This window comes from Microcoleus sp. Pol11C2, assembly GCF_036701505.1.
Taxonomy (GTDB): Bacteria; Cyanobacteriota; Cyanobacteriia; order Cyanobacteriales; family Microcoleaceae; genus Microcoleus.
The window spans coordinates 22,699-45,855 of record NZ_JAUBQX010000036.1 but is presented as its reverse complement, the minus strand read 5'-3'; the positions used below and the strand labels follow the sequence as shown (position 1 = coordinate 45,855).

Sequence of the window (23,157 nt, the reverse complement as noted above, 5' to 3'; positions counted from 1 at the left end):
AGATTTAAAATTAAAGTATAGTCCGCTGCCGAGCGATCGCCAAATATATACGTAAGTACAGCCGTACTGCTAATTTTAACGTCCGAGTTTATTGGGAATCCCTTCGCAGCCGCCGGGAATAGTCTCTCTCGACTTCGAGCCGCACCAAGCGCAGCAGTAATAGCGCTGCTCCTCCGACAGCCGCTTGACACCGGTGAAATCAACACGTTCCACCACAGCGCCGGTATGTTCACCCGTTTGATAGTTGGGAAATTCGGTACGGCTGCGGGGGGATGCAGTTTGTGCCGAGCCGTAGAATAATGCGGCCGCTCTCATGTCGGCGCGAGCGAGATTGGCGTCGTACAAGACAGCGCGCGAGAGGTTGGCTTTCACTAAATCGCACTTGCTGAGATTGGCGCGGACGAGGTTGGCTTCGCTCAAATCCGTCCACCGCAAATCGGTGCCAGCCAGGTCAGCACCCGCTAACATGACATTGAGATCGATAACGCGGATACCGTGATCTCTATCTTCAGCGTAGCCGCCGTCGCCGTCAAGGATGGGGCGGCCTAAAAGCCGATCGCGCTTCAGAGGAGTAACCAATCTAGACTGCGACAAAAACCGCAGAATTTTAGCTTTACCTTCAGCATCTACACTGCTCATAATCGCAGCGGTCCGGCCTTCTGCGATCGCCCTTTCCTGTGGCCAGTCTTCCAAAAACCCTTGTTCGTCAAGGGCTAAGTCCGAAACCCCTTGAAAATAAGCATCGATCGTTTGCTGCTGCGTAATTCGATTTTGCTGAATCGTCAAATCTTTCGAGATCACGTACTGCCGCCAAGCCACGTAAACGCCCAAAATTGCGATCAAAATTTGGCCCAAAGCGCCGATCAACTCGCCGAGAGCGCCGATGGCGTCCCAGTTGATTTGGATGTTGCGGCTTCCCGGTTCAGTATTACTACCGCTGAGCATCAGCAAGCCAACAATCCCAGCTAAAAGCCCGAAGCAGGCGACGATCAGAGTGCGCCAAGTCGGCGGAATTACCTGCGCCCAGATTTTGCCCCAACTCGGCCACATCAGCCGCAGCGATAGGCCGATCGCACCGACAGCGCCAATTAAGCCCAGCCAAATGTTGTCATTGGCCAGCCCAAAAATCATCGCTGCGATCAACCCCAGCGTCACCACCGACCCCGACTTCTCAGCAGTCGTTTGTTCCGGCTGCGGCGGCAAAAAAACCTTGCGAGTTGGAGGCGGCGGCACCGGTTTTTCCGGTTCAGCAGTAGCGACGATTGTCCCTGATTCTGGTGGCACAGTAGGGCTCGCACCGTTCTGACTTTCTACAGTCACGTTAGACTCAGGGCGATTGGGTTGAGAAGAGTTGTTTTCTGGTGTCATGCGTTGAGGCAAATTCTAATTTTAGCCGGTCACTAAAACGATTTTAACTAACCAAGCAGGATTCTAGATAATATTACAATATAAATCTCCACTAATTACACTCAAAAGAGGTAACATACTATGACCCTGGTACTTCCCAATCTGCAAGAAAAACAAATGGGTCAAGTAATCACTACAATCGCCGTCACAAATTTTATCGATCTAGTTATGGCTGAACGGGGATTCATTGCTGCTGAGGAAGTTCGCTCTGTTACCCTCGATAACGTTGTTGTCGATACCGGAGCCACTCTGCTTTCCTTGCCAGCTCCTATTATTAGCCAACTAGGTTTAAGACAAGTAGGAAAAAGAGATGTAGAAACATCAGCGGGCATCAAAAAAGGTCGAATTTTTGCAGGCGCTCAAATTATTGTAGAGGGCAGAGAGGGCAGATTTGATTGTTTAGAATTACCCGAAGGCGTTTCTGCTGTTTTGTTGGGCGTGATTCCAATGGAAGAACTAGGCTTAGAACCTGATTTAAAAAATAGACGATTGCGAGTATTGCCGATGAACAATCAGCAAACATATCTGATGGGTTAGTTGATCGGCATTTACCGTAGCACAAACCTCTCGCGTGTGATTACTATCATGTCCCCTCAATTACCCGCCCTCAAAAAAGTTTGTACTGAGAACTAAACTACTCATAAAATTTACATGACTTTAGTCCTAAATACCAACTAATTTGTTTTTTTATAGGATAATATTACTTACAGTTAAAAATATCATACAAAAAACTTTATTTTTGGGTATGATGTAAGTTTTTTGCCCTACATCTAGCGAGCAGAATAAGCCTTGAGCAAATACACGCCAACCGTCCCAAATATCAAAACAATTATCCCCAACATTAACTCCACACTAAACCTTTGAGCATTGCCCAAAGCGACAAGAATTTGCTGCCGCACCACAAACGCCAACAGCCAGCAAATCTGGGCCTTCAGCCAAGCCAAAAGGCCTCGCCCCAACAGATATTGTCGGCGAGCGTTCTCAGAAGTAATCCGTACCGGATAATTAAAAGTATGCGGATAGCGCGAAACCGCAGTTAAAACCGCAAAAATAATGGCAGCGACCGCCGGCATGAGCCAAATCGTCACCTTATCGCCCCAAGCATCAGCCAGCCCCCCCAAGCCGAAATGAATCGGAATTCGATCGGGCAAAACCGCCCAAAACTTGACGATGAGCAAAACAGCCAGCAAAATCGCGATCGCACCCAAAAGCTCTACCGCCACTACAACAGGCGAAAGCCTCAGAGAAATAACCGGCCGTTGGTTTGGTGTGTTTCCAGTCATGGCTACGTGAACTACCTACACTACATCGAAACGATTATAGTGTGGGCTTCTAACATCACAGAGGAATGCCTCAGAACAGACTTGCGTCCAATCTTTGGTCTTACTTCCCCTCCGTTAGCAAAAACGGCTGCTCCATCCGTCTGTAATATCCTGATGCCTTCCGCTCTAATGTTTGTTGCAGCGTTACCATCACGGTCATGACGAGTACCGCAATTAGGACAAGTCCACTCCCTAACATCAAGCGGTAACTTATCAATCTGGTAATAGCAATTAGAGCAGAGCTTGGAGCTAGGGAACCAGCGGTCAGTCTCAAGCAACTTGCCACCTTTTTTCTCTAGCTTGTAAGCTAGGAAATTGATAAAGATTCCCCATCCCACATCAGATATGGCTTTAGCTAAATTGTGATTGCGTACCATGCCTTTGACATTAAGATTCTCTACTACGACAACTTGGTTTTCATTGACGAGCTTTCGCGAAAGCTTATGTAGAAAATCCTGACGGGATTTAGTTACCCGTTCGTACACTTTAGCTACCGTCTTTTTAGCTTGGTTCCTTGAATTACTCCCTTTCTGTTTTTTAGCTAGCTTTTGTTGCTTGCGTTTGAGGTTTTTCTCGTGTTTGGTTAGATGCTTAGGGCGATCGTACTTAGAGACTTTGCAGCCATTGCTCGTAATAGCAAAATGAGTCAATCCCAAGTCAATTCCAATTACTTTACCGACCGTTGAAACAGTCGGGTTGTCGCCTTCACTCTCCGTCAATATTGAGGCAAAGTATTTCCCAGAAGGATTTAAACTAACCGTTACGGTTTTGATTGTTCCTTCTATGTTCCTGTGCAACTTGGCTTTAACTTTGCCGACCTTGCCCGGAAACTGAACAAACCCATCAAGTACCTTGACATTTTGAGGATACTGAATCGATTGTTTATCATGCTTTGACTTGTACCGCGGGAACCTACCACGACCTGCAAAAAAGTTTTTATAGGCGGTTGTGAGGTTGAGCGTTGTTGATTGCAAAACTTGGCTGTAACATTCAGACAACCAAAGTGTTTCTTCGGCTTTTTTGAGTTTTGGTAAAAAGGCATTGAGTGCTGACTGACCAAGGCTTTTACCCGTTTCTTTATAAGTCTCAATTGACTTATTTAGAGCATAGTTCCACCACCATCTGGCACAGCCAAAGTGCTGAGACAGTAGGGCTTGTTGCTCTAATGTTGGATAAAGTCGAACCTTGATGGCAGTATGCAGCATCTCATGACCTCCTTACTGTATTATACACATTCCAGTAAAAGATCTACAAAAATAAAGATTTGGAGATTTCCGTACCTACACTCTCCCTGCCTCTCATCCCGCCCCTAAACTGGGTACAGTTATAGCGGGGGACAACAGGAGCGAGGAGTTAAAATTAGATTAATATTGAAAACAATAGTATTGGTTCCAATTTCATTCCCCAACAGCTTTCGTTGGGGGTTTCCAAACATCCCGCGAGGTTCTATGACGGCTCAGGTCTTGATTGAAAAGAAAAAGTTAGAAAAACCGCCCCTAACAATACACACATTAGGCGATCGCGTCCTGCGACAGCCAGCCAAGCGCGTCAAAAGCGTCGATGCAGAAATTCGGCAGCTAGTCCGAGAAATGCTGCAAACCATGTACAGTGCAGATGGCATCGGTTTGGCCGCCCCCCAAGTCGGAGTCCACAAACAAGTAATCGTCCTCGACTGCGACCCGGAAAACCCCGCTACACCCCCAATCGTTTTGATCAACCCCACCATCAAAAGTAGCAGCGGCGATATCTGCATCTTGCAAGAAGGGTGTTTGAGCATTCCGGGAGTTTATTTAGAAGTCAAACGCCCAGAAGTCATTGAAGTATCCTACCGCGACGAATACGGTCGCCCACAAACCCTGATAGCAACAGAGTTACTGTCGAGGGCAATTCAGCACGAAATGGATCACCTCAACGGAGTGCTGTTTGTAGACAGAGTAGAAAACAAGCTGGCACTGAATGAAGCATTAGTCAAGCATAAATTTTCCCCCAAGGCAGTAAAATCAGTATGATGGCAGGAACTCCGAAAAGTGGTTTACTCTTAGCTCTTTCGTGCATCACTGCGATCGCGGCAGTCGGCTCAATTTTTGAGCTGTCATCGGGAGAAGCTCAACTTGGCAATTTAGTCACGGGCATCATCCTCGCCCTGAGCGTACCGCTAACTGGCATATTTTTCTATGCAGCCGTTCAGGATGCCAGGGCAAATCTATAAGCAGAGTTATTAGTCATTAGTCATTAGTCAGCAGTTATTAGTAATTAGTAATTAGTAATTAGTCAGCAGCTAACAACCAATAACTGTGGAATAAAGACTGCTCAAAAATAACATCAGCTAACAGCTCGCGAGCTCATGACCAATGACTAATGACTAATGACTAATGACTCATAACTCATGACTAATGAAATCGGATTTCTGCGACAAGTGCCAGCCAAAGACGCTGTGGGAACCCCAGTATCCAAGTACCAACTTTTTGAAGAAGGGGAATTGGTTATCGGGCGCGATCGCAATTGTCAAATAGCTTTAGAGTCGATCGCCCACGGCATGGTTTCCCGTCGCCACGCCATGATCCGTCCCCTAACTCAGGGTACTTTGACGAGATGGGAAATTTGCGACCTCAACAGCGCTAACGGAACTTATATCAACGGTAAAAAGCTCTCTGGCTGCCAAACTTTAGAAACAGGCGATCGCATCAGTCTCGGCCTTGACGGCCCTGAATACATATTTGAATCTCCCGTAACCCCTTACCAAAATCAACCCGGATTCCCTGCACCACACACGGGCAATTTTGCTGGTAGCGAAAAAGATGCTCTCACTTTAACTCAATTATTCCCGATCGCCTCGACGGGCAAACAATTAAGCCAAAAAGCTTACTTATATCCAGGTATTGCCACAGTTATTGTTGTCGTGTCGATGTTTGTCGCCGTTGGAAATTCTGCCGCATTCAACTTGCTGCTGTCAGCTTACCTCGCCGGCGCGGCTTACTACTTTATCTATCAACTGTGTGGCAAACACAAGCCTTGGTGGGTATTGCTTGGTTCGGCGTTAGCTACAGTCCTGATTGTGATCAGCCCCTTATTGATTGGATTTATATTCGTATTTAGAGAAATTTTGCCCGGCCGCCTGCCAACCGAAGGCGAAACAATCAGTTTTTTGCCTTTTTTGAACAGAATGTTTTTCGGGGCGGGTCTAATGGAAGAATTGCTGAAAGCCCTGCCCGTTTTGGGAGCGATGTTGCTGGGAAACTGGCTGAAAAATCCGTGGCGCGATCGAATCGGCGTTTGGGAACCTTTAGACGGAATTTTGTTAGGAAGTGCCTCGGCAGTCGGCTTTACACTGTTAGAAACTCTGGGGCAGTACGTTCCCAATGTCATCCAAAATGTCACCCTGCAAGCAGGGGCGGAGGCGGGACAATTAGTAGGATTGCAGTTGCTAATTCCCCGCATTTTGGGTTCCGCCGCCGGCCACATGGCTTACAGCGGCTATTTGGGATATTTTATAGGTTTGAGCGCCCTCAAACCTAGGAAGCGCTGGCAAATTTTGGGCGTAGGCTATTTCAGTGCTTCCGCACTTCACGCTTTGTGGAATGCGTCAGGAGCAGCCAGCGTACTTTTGCTGGCCTTGGTGGGAGTTTTATCCTATGCGTTTTTGGTAGCGGCGATTTTGAAAGCCAGAGCTCTTTCTCCGAATCGGGAGCAAAATTTTGCCACAAGAATATTTTCTCAGAAGTGACTGCTGACTGCGGACGATCGCTCCCGAGTTAGATTCATACTTAACTAAATTTGTCAATACGCACTTTCCAGGCATTTTACCCGAGTATTCTACCCTTGTGTATGAGTAGCTTGGGCTTAATTGCCTGATGCGATAATCGCAACTTAACTTAGAAATTCTTCACAAATAGTTTGACTGTGGTACTATCTGGATGGCTGTGAGTAGCTGAGGGAAGCCAAGGGGCTTGATTCCTGTGGTGGTGGAGGAGAATCCAGGAGTGCTAGATAGGATGTCATTGGGATACGCAAACGTTTTCGCCCAGCGAAGTCAACCCGAACCCCTCCGCATTGGGGTGATTGGGGTTGGCAATATGGGCCAGCATCACACGCGAGTTCTGAGCTTGCTAAAAGATATCGAACTCGTGGGTGTTGCAGACATAAATGTAGAGCGGGGAATAGATGTAGCAAGCAAATACCGGGTTCGCTTCTTTGAAGACTACCGAGATTTGCTCGCCCACGTAGATGCAGTTTGCGTCGCCGTTCCAACTCGCCTGCATCACCCTGTGGGGATGTCTTGTCTCCAAGCGGGTGTTCACGTTTTAATTGAAAAGCCGATCGCGGCTAGCATTGCCGAAGCCGAATCTTTGGTCAACGCTGCTGCTGAGGCCCACCGGATTTTACAAGTGGGTCACATCGAGCGCTTCAATCCAGCTTTTCAGGAACTCGGCAAAGTGCTGAAAACAGAAGAGTTACTGGCATTGGAAGCTCACCGGATGAGTCCCTATTCCCAGCGGGCTAACGACGTATCGGTAGTTTTGGATTTAATGATCCACGACATCGACTTGCTTTTGGAATTGGCAGATTCCCAAGTTGTGAAGCTGACCGCCAGCGGCAGCAGGGCCTCAGATTCAGGTTATTTAGACTACGTGACAGCGACGTTGAACTTTGCTAACGGCATTGTCGCCACCCTGACTGCCAGTAAGGTGACGCACCGCAAACTCCGTTCAATCGTGGCTCACTGCAAGAATTCTCTGACAGAGGCAGATTTTCTCAACAACGAAATCTTGATTCACCGACAAACAACCGCCAATTACGTGACGGATTACGGTCAGGTGCTTTACCGTCAAGATGGGTTGATCGAGAAAGTTTACACCAGCAATATTGAACCGCTCCACGCAGAATTGGAGCATTTTATTAATTGCGTGCGGGGTGGAAATCAGCCTTCTGTGGGAGGAGAACAAGCTCTCAAAGCTCTGCGGCTTGCGAGTTCGATCGAGCAAATGGCTCTCGACGGTCAAGCTTGGTATCCGAAAGAGCTAGAGTCTACTTTGCAAGTTAGCTAAATCGAGACAAATCGTGTCGTTTCCGGGTGCTTTTACAGTTTGGGTTTGTTGTTCGTTGAAGAGGGTAACTGTTCCCATGCAACCGGATTCGATGTCAGTCGATTTGAGATTGGACTATTCGGCGTGAGAAGTTCGGCGAGTGCGAGCGTCGAGTTGCGGGTCGAGCGATTTTAGATCTTAGATTGACTCTGCAGATGAATCTGGGGGCTTGAAGTAAGGTTTCAACTTTTTTGTTCTCGACAACAGAAGAAGTAGTGGGCAAGTATCCGTCTTTAGGTGAAGTCACGATTTATGCCAAAAAAGACCGACTATTTGACGACTGATGGTTTTGCTAACTAGCTGATTTCCTTGAGGACTCAGGTGAATGCTGTCTCGATACAAAGTTGGAAACTCGGCCGCACAATTGAAAATGGGAAGAAAATCTATGTAAGTAATTTTCTCTGTTTCTACGAGTTCGGCGAGACGCGCTCTAGCATTGACTTCCCAGTCGCGAGGGCCCGGGCCGCCGAGTTCGCCCCGCTTGGGCGTGACGGCTAGCAAAAACTCGATGTTGGCGGATACAGCTATTTTCTGGATTTCCCGAATAGCCTCTAAGTTGGAGCCTACTACATCGCCGCTTGTGGCTCCGGGTGCTGCCAATTGGCGAGTCGGCACTGCAGGTAGCAGGTAGCGGCTCAATAACTCTAGCGTCGCCGATCGGGGTTTGCGATCCGGGTAAGATCGATCGCGTCCTACAACCAGATCGCAGGGAGCCGATGCAAACAAATCGTCCGTATTGAGCAGCAAAACCAAAGCCTTTGCCCCAAAAACACCGAACCGCTTGGCGTAAGCAAGTTGATTCCTCGGCCCCCAAGAATTGGCTGAGGCGTTGAGAACTTCAAAATTTGAATAGTTGACTTGTGAACCTAATTGTGTATTTTTCGCCAGATTCTGTACTAGCAGTCTCAAATTCCGAGCCATAATTTCCGAGATCGTATCTGTCTGATGTGTCCACCAACCGCCGTTGGCGACAGAATCTCCCAACAGCAAGACGCGCAGAGTTTCTGGAGAGGCGATCGGGGCGATCGCTCCGCTACGCATCGAATACTCGTTAATCTCAATCCGGTTGCCCAAGCGACGCACCTTTTGGTTGGGCGCCAACAAATAACCGCACTCGGCATCCGCAATATAAATCAAGGGATTGCCAAAACCCAGCAGCACCCGCAGGACCACTTCGATTGCCGCCCCCAATCCTGCGGTGACAGCCAAAATTATGAGAACAACTTTCACCACTTAACCTCGATAGAGAAGGATCAACCCCTGCCGACACCAAGGTATAAAAAAGAATGCAACTGCAGTCAAGCTCTCAACCCCGATTGTAGTCAGTCGATTTTAGATTAAAGATTAAAGCATTGACTCCATAGATGAATCTGGGAAATCTCCCTAAAATCTAAACTTTTTTTGCTTTCGAGGACTCCTGTCTTGAAGCAAGTATCCCTCTTGGAGGGAAGTAAGTACGTCGTCCTTGTAAAATCTAAAATCTAAAATCTAAAATCTAAAATGTTATGCCGTCGGGCTTTGAGCAACTTGGCAACCCGATTAAGTCAACCGGATCGCCCCCGTGGATATAGAATTCTAGAATATACCGTCAAAATCCGCCGTCAGCCGTCAGTGAACTTGGTGGTTTCAGGAAAATCCGTGGACTTAAAACAAATATTCAAAACGCCGAATCCCATAATCGGTGTCGTACATTTACAGCCTTTGCCAACTTCTCCCCGCTGGGGCGGAAACCTCAAAGCTATTATCGGAAGAGCCGAGCAAGAGGCTACAGCGCTGGCTTCTGGTGGCGCAAACGGTATCATTGTCGAGAACTTTTTCGACGCTCCTTTTGCCAAAGACAGCGTAGATCCGGCTGTGGTAAGTGCCATGACTCTGGTAGTCGAGAGGCTAACTAATCTCGTGACGCTGCCGATCGGCGTTAACGTGCTGCGAAACGACGCCCAAAGCGCGATCGCCATCGCCTCCTGCACAGGAGCTCAATTCATCCGCGTCAACGTCCTCAACGGCATCATGGCTACAGACCAAGGCTTAATTGAAGGCCAAGCTCACCAGCTACTGCGCTACCGCCGGGAATTGGGCAGCGATGTCAAAATATTAGCAGACGTGTTAGTCAAGCACGGGCGACCCCTCGGCAGCCCCAACTTGACCACAGCCGTCCAAGAGACGATCGGGCGAGCTTTAGCCGACGCCGTAATCCTTTCCGGCTGGACAACTGGTAGTCCTCCCAATCTCGAAGACTTAGAACTCGCGAGTGCAGCAGCGGCGGGAATTCCAGTTTTCATCGGCAGCGGCGCCTCGTGGGAAAACATTTCCACCCTCATGCAGGCCGCTGACGGCGTAATCGTATCGAGTTCCCTGAAACGAAACGGTCGCATCGAGCAGCCTATAGATCCGATCCGCGTCAGTCAGTTTGTAGAAGCCGCCCGCCGCAGCTTGTCACAGAAAGAGCGCGAACAGGAAAATAGAGATGCTAATGGCTCAAGAGGGCCAACACCGGAACCGGGCAAAGTCACAAGTAAAACGTAAAATAGGAAGAGGTAATGGGTAATCGGTAATCGCTGAAAACGAAGAGCTAACCGTGAAAAAATCACCAATTCCCAATTTCCTTGATTCACGACACGGAAGTCACAGATATACGGATAGCTATTTCTTTTCTCTGACTTCTGACTTTTTCCCTCAACATCCATCCGTTAAATTCCTGAGAACCCTGACATTGCTAGTTGCCAAAATTCCTTTTTGTTTCAAATTCCCAATTATTAATTACCAAATCAAAAAATGATTCGCCGACGTTCAACCCCTTGGATTCATCGCTGGTCTAGGACTGTGATGGCAGCGATCGCAGCCATAGGCGTCATAGAAACGGCCTATCTCACGATCGCTAAATTCACGACTGGCTCGGTCATTTGTCCCACCAGTGGCTGCGACAAAGTTCTCAACAGTCCCTACGCTACAGTCTTTGGCACAGTGCCTTTAAGTTTGTTAGGCTGTCTGGCTTACCTAAGCATAGCAATCCTGGCATTAGCTCCCAAAGCTGTAAATCCCGACACCAAGAAAGGACTGCACTCTCAACTAGAAAAAAACACTTGGCAAGCGCTATTTATCATCACCGCTGCGATGGTAATTTTCAGCAGCTATTTGATGTATTTGATGGCTTTTGAAATTCAGGAACTGTGCATTTACTGCATCACTTCTGCCTTATTTTCGCTGTCGCTGTTTGTGCTGGTGCTAGTCGGGCGCGAGTGGGAAGATATCGGACAGTTGGTGTTTACAGGCATTTTGGTGGCAATGGTGAGTTCGATCGGCGCCTTGGGACTTTATAACAGTGTCAACTCACCTGCTCCTACTGTCTCTACCCCCGGAATTGTACCTCCTGCCGTCACTACAACCTCCGGTCCGGCACAAATTGCTTTGGCTCGCCACCTCCGACAAATTGGCGCTAAAGAGTACGGCGCTTACTGGTGTCCCCACTGTCACGACCAAAAAATACTGTTCGGCAAAGAAGCAGCCAAAATAATTGATTATGTTGAATGCGATCCCCGGGGGCAAAATTCCCGTGCTGAAATTTGCCAAGCTGCTGCTGCGAATGTGAAAGGTTTCCCGACTTGGGAAATTAATGGTCAGTTTTATTCGGGGACGCAATCTTTGGATAAACTCGCTGATTTATCGGGTTACACCGGCCCGCGCAACTTTCAAAACTGACAGGAAAGTTGGAGATTATAGATGACAGATTTTAGATTGATGGGCTGGAAATATCCTGGTTTTTAACTTAGTTTATCCTTGGCTCGTGCTGCGAAATCAATCTAAAATTTTGCATCTATAATCAATAAAAAAATAGTAAAAATTAGTGATAACGAAAAAAGTTTAGAAGAAGTTGTGGGTTTCTAGTATTTAGATGGGTGAATAACTACTAAAACTTTTACATAAAAGCAAGAAACCGGGTTTCTGCTTCCAGAATGATTGTTGGAATGACATATTTTGGTTGCGAAACCCGGTTTCTCCTCTTGCAGCCCGATCGCACCGAAAAACCAAAAAATTGGATAATCTAAAATCTAAAATCTAAAATCTAAAATCTAAAATCTAAAATCTAAAATCGACTCGCCCGCACCGAAAAACCAAAAAATTGGATAATCTAAAATCTAAAATCGACTGAGCCGATCGCCCTGGAGATGTAAAACCTATAGGTAGTAGTAGTTTAGATGCTCAAAGGGCGAGGCCCAAATCCCCAAAATATGCTAAAAACTATCAAAAAATGGGTCGATCGAGAACGCCGAGTATTGATTACTGCGAGTGCCGTTGCTAGTACGGTGATTGTAATGCGCTGGTTCGGATTTTTTCAGGTGTGGGAATGGGCTGCTTTCGACCACTTTGTACGCTGGCGGCCGGCCGAACCAATTGACTCGCGCATCGTCATTGTAGAAATTAAGGAAGCTGACTTGCAAAAATACGGCTACCCAATTTCGGATGCTGTCTTGGCCCAATTGCTGCAAAAATTGCACGCGGGCAAGCCGCGGGCGATCGGCCTCGACGTTTACCGAGATTTGCCAACTCAACCGGGTAACGCCGAATTGGTCAAAACTTTTAAAACTATTCCCAACTTAATCGGCATTGAGTTGATGCCAGACGAAACCAGGATCGGAGTTCGCCCGCCTCCGGTACTTGACCAGCTCGATCGAATTGGTTTCAACAACGTTGTCATCGACGCTGACTCAAAAGTCCGGCGAACTTTGCTCTACGCTTGGCCCGGAGACGGCAAAACTCATCAAAGTTTCGCACTCAGACTGGCTTTGCTTTACCTCAAAAGCGAAGGAATTTCCCCTCAACGAGCAAGAGTCAATCCTAAATACTTGCAGTTAGGCAAGGGGGTTTTTCCGCCTTTTCAACCGAATGACGGTGCTTACGTTCGAGCGGACAGCCGCGGCTATCAAATTTTGACCAACCTGCGCGGCCCGCGAGGCAGTTTTCGCACTGCATCGATGAGCGATGTGCTTTCTGGCACAGTACCTGCTGATTTTGTACGATCGCGCGTTGTCTTGATCGGCTCAAGTGCCCCCAGCCTCAGAGACTTTTACCAAAATTCTTACAGTTCCGGTTGGTTTGGTCCTCCCCAGCCAATACCGGGAGTCGAGCTTCAGGCTCATTTCTTGAGCCAAATTTTGAGTGCAGCCATCGACGGGCGCGGGGGTATCAATGTCTGGCCAGAAGCTGCGGAGTTGCTGTGGATTTTACTGTGGTCTTGGGCGGGAGCAAATGTGAGTTGGAATTTGCGATCGCTTGGTCGATCGGCTTATTGTTTATCAAGTATGTGTCTAGGTCTAAGTGCCAGTTTATACTTAGCATTTTTAGCAGGTTGGTGGCTACCGTTAATTCCTCCAATCCTCAGTCTTGTGGGTTCTGGTGTCGCAGTTGTGGGTTATCTGGCTCACTTACAAGAAGAATTAAAACGGTCTAAAGAATTTTTACAATCGCTAATCGATACAATTCCCGACCCCATTTTTGTCAAAGATCGAAATCACCGCTGGGTAGTTTTGAATCAGGCCTATTGTCGGTTTATTGGCTATCCTTTAGAAATTTTAACTTGCCGAACCGATTACGAGTTATTTCCCCAAGCCGAAGCCGAGATATTTTGGCAGCAAAACGAATTAGTATTTCAAACTCACCAGCCGCGAGAAAATGAAGAATATTTTACTGACGCTCACGGAATTACGCATCTGATTGCGACTAAAAGATCCTTGCATAAAGATGCTGCAGGCAACCTATTTTTAGTCGGAGCAATCAGAGATATTACCGAGCGCCAACTCCGGGCAAATGCCCTAGAACAAAAAAATGCTGAACTCAGCCACCAAGCTTATCACGATGCCCTTACCGGTTTGCCCAACCGCCAAAGGTTCTACGAATGCTTGCATCGGTCTCTAGAAATAGCCTCCAGCACTCAGGAATTGGTAGCTTTACTCTTTTTAGATTTAGATGGATTTAAGTCAATCAACGACACTCTCGGACACAATGTGGGTGATTTACTCTTAAAAACAGTTGCCAGTCGGCTCAAAAAATGCTTGCGTGGCAGCGATACAATCTCGCGGTTGGGCGGCGACGAGTTCACAGTCATTTTGCCCGCAATTCCCGGCCGTGAGGAAGCTGCGAAAGTAGCGGAAAAAATTTGCGACGCCATCATGCAGCCTTTTATTTTAGAAGAACATACAGTTTCTGTAACTACAAGTATTGGCATTAGTTTATATCCCATGGACGGTCAAGAGCCAGAGATTTTAGTTAAGAATGCCGATGTTGCGATGTATCGTGCTAAGGAACGGGGGAAAAATCAATATCACTTTTATTAATTAAGACCAGTTAGAAACATAATGCAACTGTATGTAAAGTCGCCCCCCCAATCTTGATAAGTCATTTGTAATTATTCTATTTTTTCATCTAAAATATCAATTTTTTCAGACATAATTTGAGGAATTTTTATACTTCAAACCCTACTTGGGCCGTAAGAGAGATATTATTTCAGGGGTCCCCTATGCAGCTCACTAAAAAAAATAGCTCGCTCCTTAAACTGTAAGGCTTCTAAGCTTTTTGAAACCGTTCACAAAAATGTCCAAAGTAGTGAAATATAAAATCTAAAATCACACAAATTAAAATTCTTATATCTGTCATCTGCCATTAGATAGATTTAGCCAAGTATAAAACTTATGAGAGCAACTTGCCGTCTTATCTAAATGTTACAAAATATTAAAATAAATCACAACCTGAAACCAAATTTAAATCGCCAAAAAGCTTTAATGTAAAAAAAATTATATAAACTTATGAAAGTTAATTAAAGTAAAGGTAAAGATATCAGTGGAAATACGGAAATTGATAGATATAATAGGTGGTACAGACGTAGATCTATTGCGGTGATTTGAATAAGGCTGTGAATACTATGCGTACTTTGATTCAGCTCACAACAACGGCAACCCTGGCTGCCTGCCTGCAAGTGAATATAGTCGGCACCGCAAATGCGGCTCGACTTGCCAGCAACTCAACTAGCAATTTCACAAAAGCCCGTAGCGCGGGCGAGATCCCGACGCCATCGACGCCGAGAGTTGTAACAGTTGCACAAACCTCTAGGTTTCCAAATTACCCAAAACAATACGAGCCAGACCCGAACGGCAACCCCAACAGTGACGGTACGGGGACGCGCTGACCCCAAATTTTCAATAAATTTTCAATCTTCTATTCGCGGAGATTTGTACCAATTCGATTGGTTAATTAAAGTATGGCTGCACCAATCCGGATCGGTGAGGGGATAGTCCACTCGGTAATGACCGCCGCGACTTTCGGTGCGAAACGCAGCACTTTTGACAATTAAATAGCCGATATCCAATAAATTCCCCACTTCTCCCCAATTTCGCAAAATCGAGCTATTCTCCGCCTCAGCAGGGGAAAAATTAATAATTTGTCCGGGCCGTAAATTATCAAGCGTTTGACTCAAAGGCAACGAAGCAAATTCTTGCCGCCAAATCTCAAGTTGGACGATCGCACTTTCCAAATCGCGTTGTCCCCGGCAAATTCCCGCACTCTGCCACACCAAATTCGGCAATTCGACCCGCAACTTTTCGATCGCCTCAATGTCCTTTTCAGAAATCGATTTTTCCAAGATTTCCCCCGCCTCGAACTGATCGGCGAATGCCTCCGGCGTTCCAGCTTCTAGCTGCAAAAGTCCCATCTGCGCCCCAAAAACCAGACATTCCAGCAGCGAATTGCTCGCCAACCGATTAGCGCCGTGTACCCCCGTGCTCGCAGTTTCTCCCACCGCGTACAAACCCGGAATCGAAGTTTGGTTAAACTTATCAGCGACAATCCCTCCCATCCAGTAATGGGCTGCGGGCGTCACCGGGACAGGTTCGGAAAAAATATCAATTCCCCAATCAGCGCACACTTGAATAATATTGGGAAACCTGTAGCGCAGTCGCTCGACCGCAATCGGGCGCAAATCCAGCCAAACATGAGGTTCTCCCGTCTTTTGCAAGTGGCGGAAAATTGCGCGGCTGACAACATCCCTAGGGGCGAGTTCCCCGCTGGGGTGAGAATCAAAAGCAAAGCGATATCCCTTACTGTCAACCAAATGAGCTCCTTCTCCCCGCACCGCTTCGCTAATGAGAAACCGAGGCGCGCCCGCTGTGCTCAGCGCCGTCGGGTGAAACTGCACAAATTCTAAATCTCGCAGCAGCGCCCCGGCGCGCCACGCAATTGCCACCCCGTCCCCGGTACTTACCGACGGATTGGTCGTTTGAGCAAAAACCTGTCCGCCGCCGCCTGTCGCCAGCACCACGGCTTGGGCCTGCAGCCACTTGACTTGTGAGCCACAAATCGAGCTAATCCCCTGGCAGCGCCCGGTTGCATCTAGCCACAGACTCAAAGCAAAGGCAGGAGATACGAGTTGAATGTTTTTGCGGCTCAATACTTTTGCTGTCAGCGTACTGATCACGGCTTTGCCCGTAGTGTCGGCGGCGTGGAGAACTCGGCGGCGGGAGTGGGCTGCTTCTAGGGTGAGGGCTAAATCTGGGCCGGTGCGATCGAATGCAACGCCCATTTTCACCAGGGAGTCAATGCAAGCACTAGCTTCCTCGACTAAAAATTTCACCGCCTCCAAATCGCAAAGACCGGCTCCGGCAGCCAGTGTATCCTGAACGTGCAGCGCTGCGGAATCTTCAGGGGCGATCGCCGCGGCAATCCCTCCTTGAGCCCAATCGCTGGCAGAAACAGGCAGGGTATTTTTATTGATCAAGCCCACGTGCAAATGCTCTGGCAGGCAAAGTGCTGTGTACAAACCCGCCGCGCCAGCACCTATTACCAATACGTCAAATTTGTCAGTCATAAGTCTGCCGCCAGTCGATTTGAGATTTGAGATTTGAGATTTGAGATTTTAGAATTGAGTCTACAGATGAATCTGGGGACTTGAACTAATGTCAGTCGAGCGAGCTTATATTTTAGATTTTAGATTAAAGAATTGAGTCTACAGAGGAATCTTGGGAACCCGCTTATTTCAATCTAGCGAATTTTGGTCGGCTTTTGCTGAATGATGGTTGAAAGTATGTGTTCAGAAATTAAAGGCAGAAGTCATCAGCCTATAGAAAAAAAATCTTTTCTTTCTGCCGAATGCCTTCTGCCCAATGACTTCTGCCTTCAAATGAGACCCGCTGCTACCTAGTCGTAGAGACCATTATTCAACCGGTTGTCTCCTTCAATAAAAACTGATTCAACATCAGTTACGGTGAATTTGTCCATGTTAGCTTGCAGCACTTTTTTCTGAGCATCCGTCAAGTCTGAAATATTGAGTACGTCCTCAACATTTTCGTAAGGAGCATTCTTAATAATTAGTCGAGCTAAAGTGGGATACAACCCTCGAAATTCCCGAAAGTCCCGGACCGCGCTGTTGTTCAAATCAAGTTTTTTGCCGTATTCTGTGGCAAGCTTCTCATCGGCGCGATTGGTTCTAGCCGGAGCTTCAACAGCTAGGAGCGAGGATGATGGCAAGACGATACGGCTTAATGACGCCGCGATCGCGCTTTGGTCTCCAGCCCATGCAAAGCAGCCCAGCACTAAGCCCAATACTGCCAATAGACGACCCAATCGTTTCATGAAGTTTTGTCTCCCAATTTCATACACAGCATTTATGTAGAGACTACCATTTTGCTTATGCAGTTTTTCAGATAAATCCGCAATAGGTAGAGGGCTGTTATAAAATTTACATTTGACTATTGACAAAGCGGACAATATATGATATTAGCCGACTTTTGAGCATCGCAGACAAGTTTATAGAAGGCCCTGCAAATGAAAAACTCGGACTGCTATTTTAAGGGGTTAATTTTTGCCCCGCACCCAATTTTCTCGCTATCAAGAACTTTTTCCTTTCGTTTTGAGAAAAGCATTCAAATCAGCATAAGTACCGCCGTAAGTCACGGTGGGAGTGTCGTAACCCTTTAAAGCAACGGTGTGCTGCTCGAAAGCGCCCTGGGCCCCCAATTGCGTCAGGTATTTGTAGGTAGTTTCTCCCACAGCGATATCCTTGCCCAGTTGCTTGGTGCAAGATTCCAGGCGAAATGCTGCGTTTACAGTATCTCCCAAGGCGGTATAGTCCGATCGGTCGCTGCTGCCAGAATTTCCCACCATTGCATAACCAGTATTGATGCCTGCCCCGACTCGCAAAGGAAAAGGCAGGGGGTAACGGCTGCTGAGTTCGTCTGTTGCCTTGTGCAGTTCGCTCAAAGCTTGGCAAATCCGCATCATTTCCTCGCTGCTGACACCGCTGGTTTTGTGGAACCAGACGGCCATGATGGCATCACCGATGTATTTGTCCACCCAACTGCCGTGTTCGCGAATGATCTGTCCTGCTTTGCGGAACCAATTGCCGATGACTTCCGAGAGGAGGGTTTCGTCTAGCTGCCTAGTCAAAACTGTAAAGTCTCGGATGTCCATTACCATGACGCTAATCAGGCTACGCACCGTCAAAGTCGCCGTAAAATCTTCAGAGTCTGTCTCGTGTATTGGTGGATCGTGCCGATGGCCGGCGGTTGGGTTGTAGAAGTCCAATTCGGTTTGACCGAAAATAATCCGATCGCCATTTCTGAGAGTGACAGGAATACTGACCCGCCGCCCGTTGACAAAGGAACCATTGCGGCTGCCCAAGTCGATCAGGTAGAACTCTCCTGTCTCCATTTGCTGTAACATCGCGTGATTACGGGAAATCCAGCGATCTGTCAGTACAAAATTATTGTCATCGCTCCGCCCTACTGTCCAGCAATTGCTGCCGGAGAGCGGCAAGTAGCGATTGCCGCCTTCTGTGCGAAGTACCATATGTGGATTGGGTTGCACTCGTCACAACAGTCCTAGAAACGACACAAAATTAACCGAATTGAGATTTGAGACTTCAGATTTTAGATTTTTTAGTCCATCGTCGATGCACCTAGCCTCTGCAGGATTTGTGAACCATAAATTCGATCGAGCTAGCGAAGGTATTTATGATTCGATCTACCAAAGCAGGCAGTAAAAACAGACTGTCTACCAAGATTGTACCTGATCATACTGCGTGCCCCGAAGGGGAGACAACTTTTATTTATTTTGATGGGCCAGAAAAAAGTGGGAAAATGGTTCTCTGGCTAGGGGGCTAGCGTGTACACACAAGTCCGAAATCTTTCAACACCATTCCTGAAACCCAAGTTTCGCATGAATCTCAGAAAGGAAGCTTATTTTCATGAATTTTAAGTTATTGATTCGGCAAAACGAGAAATCAAGAATCCAGGAAACAGGGTTTCTACAATATGGGTCAGCGATCAACTTGTCTGTACACAGTAGAGCTAGGCGGGGGGTAGGGGGCGTGGGCTGGTATGCAGATCCAGAGTTCTGTCCACTACTCCCTATGGTGTAAGCTTCCAATTTCAACCGGAACAGCCGCTCATATCGAACATTTCCTTCCAAACGTCGAACTTACATTGCGTCCATGGACAGTAGTGCTAGTTCCTAACGCTAATAATCCAAGCCCTTCATCGCCAATAATGATAGCAGAGTTCACATCTCTATCGTGCTTTGTTGGGCAATTGCAACAAGTCCAGCTACGCACTTCCAACAGAAGGCGAGCCACCTGATTCAGACCTACGTGGAAACTCTTACTTGATGGTGCAAAACACCGACCAATGTCTAAGTAAGTTTTACCGTCTCTTTCAGCCTTGTATTTCAGCAGTAGGGTCAATTTTGACCATCCGCAATCGCTAATTACTTTAGCTGGGAAGTGAGTTTTTACCAACTTATTGACTGCCATATTTTCAACAACGATGACTTGGTTTTCCTGCACCACTTTTATAGAGATTTTGCCCTGAAAATTCTCTCTAGCCTTTGCCATTTTTTCGTAATTCATGGCACTCCACAGGCTTGAAGACGATGATTTTAACCTTGATGTTTGCGAGAATATTGATGCTGATTACTGTTTATATTTTGTTAGAAATTTTGTGGTTTATACTAGCAAAAATAATCCCCACCTTACCAGGGAAATTGAGGAATTTATCACCAACAATTTGTATTTTTTGGGGGTACTGAATTGATTAGTTCTCAGGCGTTGACTAGAACTTCGGGAAAGATGCCCGTCCTTCAAAGAAGTTGATGAATGCTCTGCATAGGTTTAGTGAACTCAACTCATGCAATTATGGGTGACAGGGCGATCGCATCTGGTAAATAGCACTTTCTGAAACCAAACTGAGCTAGCGGGGTAACAAGCAAGCTGTAAAACTTAGCAGGCAATAGTTTAAGGGAACCGTCTCTGAGCTGATATCTTTTATTGTGCATCATTGGTAACAAGTTAAGCTAAGAAAGCATTTGTCAATCAGCAATTATGCTCAACATTTACTCGGATTTTGGGCAGAAAACTGAGATTTGGGCGATCGAGGAATCATGCCTCCCATGATATTTATACTTACTCCCTCTCAAATCGTGAATTTTCCATTCCTAATTTTTTTTTGAGTAATATTACTGATTGACAAATGCAATTAAGTCTTAACCTGTCACCAATGAACCAGTGATCATAATTGCTCTGTAAAAAACAATTTTTAGAAAAGTGCCTATTTTACCTCCCCCCATTCTTATGACCCTCAGCGATTTTTAAGAAATTTGGCAAAACAGCAATAGACATCTCCCAAAACTCGCAAAGCTTATCTGGCAAATCCTTTGCTAATTATAACTCTTCTCAAAAATCTCTGCTTTCTAACACGGGTTAATCAGGGTTTGAGCTAGTTTCAGTTAATTTAAAACCAAAATCTAGATAGGGTAGCACTGCAATTTAGACCCCACTGTCTTCGGGTTTTAATTGTGGCAGTATTAAGGCTCCCACTCGCAACCTGAGTAACCCGCAAATTGTCAGAATTACCTGCTCATATCGGGAGGAGCTTAGCCGAAACCTCTCAGCGGATACTCGGAATACTTTGAGTAATCTAATCATATGTTCAACAACAATTTGTTGCTTTGATAATTTTTTATTTTCTTCTTTCATGTCAGCGGTTAATTCCTGCTTCTTCGGTTTTTTGTGGGGAGTCTCAATCTGCTCCTCTCCTACATAACCTTTGTCCCCGAGACACCTTTGCCCAACCGCCAATTCTGACCGTCGCTCTCTAAAGAGATTAATATCGCTATTGGGTTCCGGTTTCCCCACTATAACATCGACTATCTCTCTTCTATTTGGTAGGACAATCAACTGATTTTTCTGCCTAGGATTTTTCTTCTTTCCTGAGTAGCACTTTTTCTGCTCATGATAGTCTTTAGGTCTTTCCCTGACTTGTTCTGAGCTATCTACCACTAACTCCCATTCTTCCAGCATTTCCTTGACCCATTCCCAGTCTCTTTCGTTTTTTTTTACTTGTTATAATAAACTCGCTGGTAACAATTTTTGTAAGAGTTCTGACCAGTAATGAAACTGACTGTGCGCTGTCGATTCACTCACCCAGAATTGCACACCCAACATTTGAAACGTTGGCAGATGATGGAGGTAGACTAAAGTTAGCAAGATTTGCTCCCTCACGGAAAGCTTTGGCTTTCTGCCACCGCCTTTGTTAATTATCCTAATTTTGGTGTCTTCATGCACAGCCTGCTTTTTTTCCTCTAAAGCGGCTGCTTGGGTTATTAGCTGTTGCAGTTGTTCGTAGTCAACTCCTATTAGCCGTTTAGCCTAAGAGTGGGTTTTTAGTGATGTATTCTAGTAGCGAACTCATACTCAGCCCCGAAAAAAAAGCTATTTTACCATATCTCCCTACTCTTTATTTTATTTTTCGGAGATGTCTAATAAGCTGTGGCGTGTCAAAGTCCATTCCCGCAGAAACGTTTTGAATAATTTGAAGAATTTTTTAGCAGGCCCCGAATCGGACTGATTAAGGTCTGTTGTTCTGAAATTAACTTTTGGTGGGGAGCGTAGGGAACCACTAAGAGTAAAAATCCTCTATGCTAGAGTAAGCTGCTAAATGCCATAGATCTCGCTTTTGACTGCTTGGTCGTGGCAATCGTTGCGAAAGTTATGAGGATTTATCAAATTTTTAAAACGAATTTTATTGATTGTTACCGTCTTGTGATAGCTGAGAGATTGGTTAATTCTTGCCTGTTTAACTCGTTTTCCAGCTAGGAGTCCAGAACACAAACAGGACGGGAAAAAACTACCTTGGCTTTCATCCCACCGCTAAGATGAGTACAGTTATAGCGGGGGACTTCCCGCCGAGTAAGTTAAATTGGAAGAGAATTGTATGTTGTCGAAAAGAATTTTACCTTGTCTGGATGTGAAAGCCGGTCGCGTGGTCAAAGGTGTCAATTTTGTCAATCTTCAGGATGCTGGCGATCCGGTAGAAATGGCTCAGGTTTACAATGATGCGGGTGCTGACGAGTTGGTGTTTCTGGACATTACAGCGACTCACGAAGACCGGAATATTATGATCGATGTGGTGTACCGAACGGCCGATCGAGTATTTATCCCTTTGACGGTGGGCGGCGGTATCCAATCCTTAGACACCATTAAAAGTTTATTGAGGGCGGGCGCAGACAAGGTGAGTATTAATTCGGCGGCGGTGCGCGATCCGAGTTTAATTGACAAAGCCAGCGATCGATTTGGTAATCAGTGCATTGTAGTGGCGATCGACGCCCGCAAACGGCAAGATGCAGATAATCCTGGTTGGGACGTTTACGTGCGCGGAGGGCGAGAAAATACCGGCAAAGATGCGATCGCCTGGGCAAAGGAAGCCGAACAGCGCGGCGCCGGCGAAATTCTGGTGACAAGCATGGACTCGGACGGCACTCAAGCCGGTTACGATTTGGAATTAACTCGAAGCATTGCCGAAATTGTCGAAATTCCCGTCATTGCTTCCGGCGGCGCCGGCAACTGTCACCACATCTACGAAGCTGTGACTGAGGGCAAAGCAGAAGCAGCCCTGCTGGCTTCCCTGCTGCATTACGGGCAACTCAGTGTAGGAGAAATTAAAACTTATCTAGCAAAATTTCACGTTCCCGTGCGACAGCAGCAGCCATTGGTTATTAGTCATTAGTCAGTGGATAGTCGGGCGGATCTCATATCTTGTATCTTGCAATATTTTCAACAAACCGCTCTGCGGGTTCACTCAAGCCCCCTCTCACATTGCAAACAGGCTAAATAAACCCGCCCCCACCCCACGATAAAACCAGTTACTGAGATTGATACCGCTATGTGAGGCGCCTCCGAAGGCACTTATAGAGAATTTTTTTGATTCTACACAAGTGCCTTCTACATAAAGGTCTTGGGGCGACCGACGCCAGTCATCTAGAAATATTCCCTGAGAAGGATTTCAAATACCAGCTTTTTCAGCTAA

General features: G+C 46.6%; 21 protein-coding genes. 10 read left to right on the top strand and 11 right to left on the bottom strand.

Translation table 11 applies throughout. The features are described 5' to 3' along the window. Positions 1 to 75: 75 nt before the first annotated feature. A complete protein-coding gene (locus QUA42_RS19355; protein WP_333139215.1) occupies positions 76 to 1,368 on the bottom strand; it encodes a pentapeptide repeat-containing protein in 1,293 nt (430 codons plus the stop codon). A 120-nt stretch (positions 1,369 to 1,488) separates the two neighbouring features. On the opposite strand from QUA42_RS19355, the gene QUA42_RS19350 reads away from it, so the two are divergent. Further along, positions 1,489 to 1,944: an aspartyl protease gene (locus tag QUA42_RS19350; RefSeq protein ID WP_333139213.1), complete on the top strand. Its 456-nt coding sequence runs from the start codon at positions 1,489 to 1,491 to the stop codon at positions 1,942 to 1,944. Positions 1,945 to 2,177: 233 nt separating this feature from the next. Here QUA42_RS19350 and QUA42_RS19345 read toward each other — a convergent pair whose 3' ends face one another. Further along, positions 2,178 to 2,690, bottom strand: a complete 513-nt coding sequence (locus tag QUA42_RS19345; RefSeq protein WP_333139211.1) for a DUF1648 domain-containing protein — start codon at positions 2,688 to 2,690, stop codon at positions 2,178 to 2,180. A gap of 20 nt (positions 2,691 to 2,710) precedes the next feature. Next, complete coding sequence (locus QUA42_RS19340) at positions 2,711 to 3,934, bottom strand: RNA-guided endonuclease TnpB family protein (protein ID WP_333139209.1); 1,224 nt, start codon at positions 3,932 to 3,934, stop codon at positions 2,711 to 2,713. Positions 3,935 to 4,177: 243 nt separating this feature from the next. On the opposite strand from QUA42_RS19340, the gene def reads away from it, so the two are divergent. From def to QUA42_RS19320, 4 genes are all read left to right on the top strand, one after another. Beyond that, positions 4,178 to 4,738 carry a peptide deformylase gene (gene def, locus QUA42_RS19335; protein ID WP_190659061.1) on the top strand — a complete coding sequence of 187 codons (561 nt, stop codon included), beginning with the start codon at positions 4,178 to 4,180 and terminating at the stop codon, positions 4,736 to 4,738. Further along, complete coding sequence (locus tag QUA42_RS19330) at positions 4,738 to 4,938, top strand: hypothetical protein (protein WP_199292547.1); 201 nt, start codon at positions 4,738 to 4,740, stop codon at positions 4,936 to 4,938. The genes def and QUA42_RS19330 overlap by 1 nt, the downstream gene beginning before the upstream one ends. A gap of 177 nt (positions 4,939 to 5,115) precedes the next feature. Next, entirely contained in the window at positions 5,116 to 6,453 is a 1,338-nt protein-coding gene (locus QUA42_RS19325) for a PrsW family glutamic-type intramembrane protease (protein ID WP_333139207.1), read from the top strand. A 268-nt stretch (positions 6,454 to 6,721) separates the two neighbouring features. Beyond that, positions 6,722 to 7,774: a Gfo/Idh/MocA family protein gene (locus tag QUA42_RS19320; protein ID WP_015178266.1), complete on the top strand. Its 1,053-nt coding sequence runs from the start codon at positions 6,722 to 6,724 to the stop codon at positions 7,772 to 7,774. Positions 7,775 to 8,056: 282 nt separating this feature from the next. Here QUA42_RS19320 and QUA42_RS19315 read toward each other — a convergent pair whose 3' ends face one another. After that, positions 8,057 to 9,043: an SGNH/GDSL hydrolase family protein gene (locus QUA42_RS19315; RefSeq protein ID WP_333139205.1), complete on the bottom strand. Its 987-nt coding sequence runs from the start codon at positions 9,041 to 9,043 to the stop codon at positions 8,057 to 8,059. A gap of 408 nt (positions 9,044 to 9,451) precedes the next feature. On the opposite strand from QUA42_RS19315, the gene btpA reads away from it, so the two are divergent. The 4 genes from btpA to QUA42_RS19295 all read left to right on the top strand — a co-directional run bounded on the left by btpA (position 9,452) and on the right by QUA42_RS19295 (position 14,993). Further along, positions 9,452 to 10,339 carry a photosystem I biogenesis protein BtpA gene (gene btpA, locus QUA42_RS19310; RefSeq protein ID WP_333041132.1) on the top strand — a complete coding sequence of 296 codons (888 nt, stop codon included), beginning with the start codon at positions 9,452 to 9,454 and terminating at the stop codon, positions 10,337 to 10,339. Between the two features lie 249 nt (positions 10,340 to 10,588). Further along, a complete protein-coding gene (locus QUA42_RS19305; RefSeq protein ID WP_333139203.1) occupies positions 10,589 to 11,512 on the top strand; it encodes a vitamin K epoxide reductase family protein in 924 nt (307 codons plus the stop codon). Between the two features lie 497 nt (positions 11,513 to 12,009). Continuing rightward, a complete protein-coding gene (locus QUA42_RS19300; protein ID WP_445301342.1) occupies positions 12,010 to 14,145 on the top strand; it encodes a CHASE2 domain-containing protein in 2,136 nt (711 codons plus the stop codon). Positions 14,146 to 14,729: 584 nt separating this feature from the next. Beyond that, complete coding sequence (locus QUA42_RS19295; protein WP_333139199.1) at positions 14,730 to 14,993, top strand: hypothetical protein; 264 nt, start codon at positions 14,730 to 14,732, stop codon at positions 14,991 to 14,993. A gap of 21 nt (positions 14,994 to 15,014) precedes the next feature. On the opposite strand, the gene nadB is transcribed toward QUA42_RS19295, so the two are convergent. The 7 genes from nadB to QUA42_RS19260 all read right to left on the bottom strand — a co-directional run bounded on the left by nadB (position 15,015) and on the right by QUA42_RS19260 (position 21,353). Then, a complete protein-coding gene (nadB, locus tag QUA42_RS19290) occupies positions 15,015 to 16,667 on the bottom strand; it encodes an L-aspartate oxidase (RefSeq protein WP_333139197.1) in 1,653 nt (550 codons plus the stop codon). Positions 16,668 to 16,996: 329 nt separating this feature from the next. Further along, on the bottom strand, positions 16,997 to 17,431 hold the full coding sequence (gene psbU / locus QUA42_RS19285) for a photosystem II complex extrinsic protein PsbU (RefSeq protein ID WP_006635850.1): 435 nt from the start codon (positions 17,429 to 17,431) through the stop codon (positions 16,997 to 16,999). 255 nt (positions 17,432 to 17,686) lie between these two features. Beyond that, positions 17,687 to 18,646 (bottom strand): adenylate/guanylate cyclase domain-containing protein, encoded by a 960-nt coding sequence (locus QUA42_RS19280; RefSeq protein ID WP_333041108.1) that lies wholly within the window; start codon positions 18,644 to 18,646, stop codon positions 17,687 to 17,689. Between the two features lie 598 nt (positions 18,647 to 19,244). Next, entirely contained in the window at positions 19,245 to 19,703 is a 459-nt protein-coding gene (locus QUA42_RS19275) for a zinc ribbon domain-containing protein (protein ID WP_333139195.1), read from the bottom strand. 275 nt (positions 19,704 to 19,978) lie between these two features. Further along, a complete protein-coding gene (locus QUA42_RS19270; protein ID WP_333139193.1) occupies positions 19,979 to 20,131 on the bottom strand; it encodes a hypothetical protein in 153 nt (50 codons plus the stop codon). A gap of 487 nt (positions 20,132 to 20,618) precedes the next feature. Next, positions 20,619 to 21,152, bottom strand: coding sequence for a transposase family protein (locus QUA42_RS19265; RefSeq protein WP_333139191.1), 534 nt, complete (start codon positions 21,150 to 21,152; stop codon positions 20,619 to 20,621). A gap of 42 nt (positions 21,153 to 21,194) precedes the next feature. After that, complete coding sequence (locus tag QUA42_RS19260; protein WP_333139250.1) at positions 21,195 to 21,353, bottom strand: transposase family protein; 159 nt, start codon at positions 21,351 to 21,353, stop codon at positions 21,195 to 21,197. Positions 21,354 to 22,065: 712 nt separating this feature from the next. Here QUA42_RS19260 and hisF point away from each other — a divergent pair. Then, positions 22,066 to 22,857, top strand: coding sequence for an imidazole glycerol phosphate synthase subunit HisF (gene hisF / locus QUA42_RS19255; RefSeq protein WP_333139189.1), 792 nt, complete (start codon positions 22,066 to 22,068; stop codon positions 22,855 to 22,857). The last annotated feature ends 300 nt before the right edge of the window (positions 22,858 to 23,157 follow it).

Excerpts from the sequence above, each read along its gene's own strand:
- QUA42_RS19320 (WP_015178266.1), top strand. The coding sequence starts at position 6,722 with ATGTCATTGGGATACGCAAACGTTTTCGCCCAGCGAAGTCAACCCGAA.
- hisF (WP_333139189.1), top strand. The coding sequence starts at position 22,066 with ATGTTGTCGAAAAGAATTTTACCTTGTCTGGATGTGAAAGCCGGTCGC.
- nadB (WP_333139197.1), bottom strand. The coding sequence starts at position 16,667 with ATGACTGACAAATTTGACGTATTGGTAATAGGTGCTGGCGCGGCGGGT.
- QUA42_RS19270 (WP_333139193.1), bottom strand. The coding sequence starts at position 20,131 with ATGATGCACAATAAAAGATATCAGCTCAGAGACGGTTCCCTTAAACTA.
- QUA42_RS19330 (WP_199292547.1), top strand. The coding sequence starts at position 4,738 with ATGGCAGGAACTCCGAAAAGTGGTTTACTCTTAGCTCTTTCGTGCATC.
- QUA42_RS19355 (WP_333139215.1), bottom strand. The coding sequence starts at position 1,368 with ATGACACCAGAAAACAACTCTTCTCAACCCAATCGCCCTGAGTCTAAC.
- QUA42_RS19345 (WP_333139211.1), bottom strand. The coding sequence starts at position 2,690 with ATGACTGGAAACACACCAAACCAACGGCCGGTTATTTCTCTGAGGCTT.
- QUA42_RS19280 (WP_333041108.1), bottom strand. The coding sequence starts at position 18,646 with ATGGTACTTCGCACAGAAGGCGGCAATCGCTACTTGCCGCTCTCCGGC.
- QUA42_RS19275 (WP_333139195.1), bottom strand. The coding sequence starts at position 19,703 with ATGAATTACGAAAAAATGGCAAAGGCTAGAGAGAATTTTCAGGGCAAA.
- QUA42_RS19350 (WP_333139213.1), top strand. The coding sequence starts at position 1,489 with ATGACCCTGGTACTTCCCAATCTGCAAGAAAAACAAATGGGTCAAGTA.
- QUA42_RS19305 (WP_333139203.1), top strand. The coding sequence starts at position 10,589 with ATGATTCGCCGACGTTCAACCCCTTGGATTCATCGCTGGTCTAGGACT.
- QUA42_RS19300 (WP_445301342.1), top strand. The coding sequence starts at position 12,010 with ATGCTCAAAGGGCGAGGCCCAAATCCCCAAAATATGCTAAAAACTATC.
- QUA42_RS19295 (WP_333139199.1), top strand. The coding sequence starts at position 14,730 with ATGCGTACTTTGATTCAGCTCACAACAACGGCAACCCTGGCTGCCTGC.
- QUA42_RS19265 (WP_333139191.1), bottom strand. The coding sequence starts at position 21,152 with ATGCTGGAAGAATGGGAGTTAGTGGTAGATAGCTCAGAACAAGTCAGG.
- psbU (WP_006635850.1), bottom strand. The coding sequence starts at position 17,431 with ATGAAACGATTGGGTCGTCTATTGGCAGTATTGGGCTTAGTGCTGGGC.
- def (WP_190659061.1), top strand. The coding sequence starts at position 4,178 with ATGACGGCTCAGGTCTTGATTGAAAAGAAAAAGTTAGAAAAACCGCCC.
- QUA42_RS19340 (WP_333139209.1), bottom strand. The coding sequence starts at position 3,934 with ATGCTGCATACTGCCATCAAGGTTCGACTTTATCCAACATTAGAGCAA.
- QUA42_RS19325 (WP_333139207.1), top strand. The coding sequence starts at position 5,116 with ATGACTAATGAAATCGGATTTCTGCGACAAGTGCCAGCCAAAGACGCT.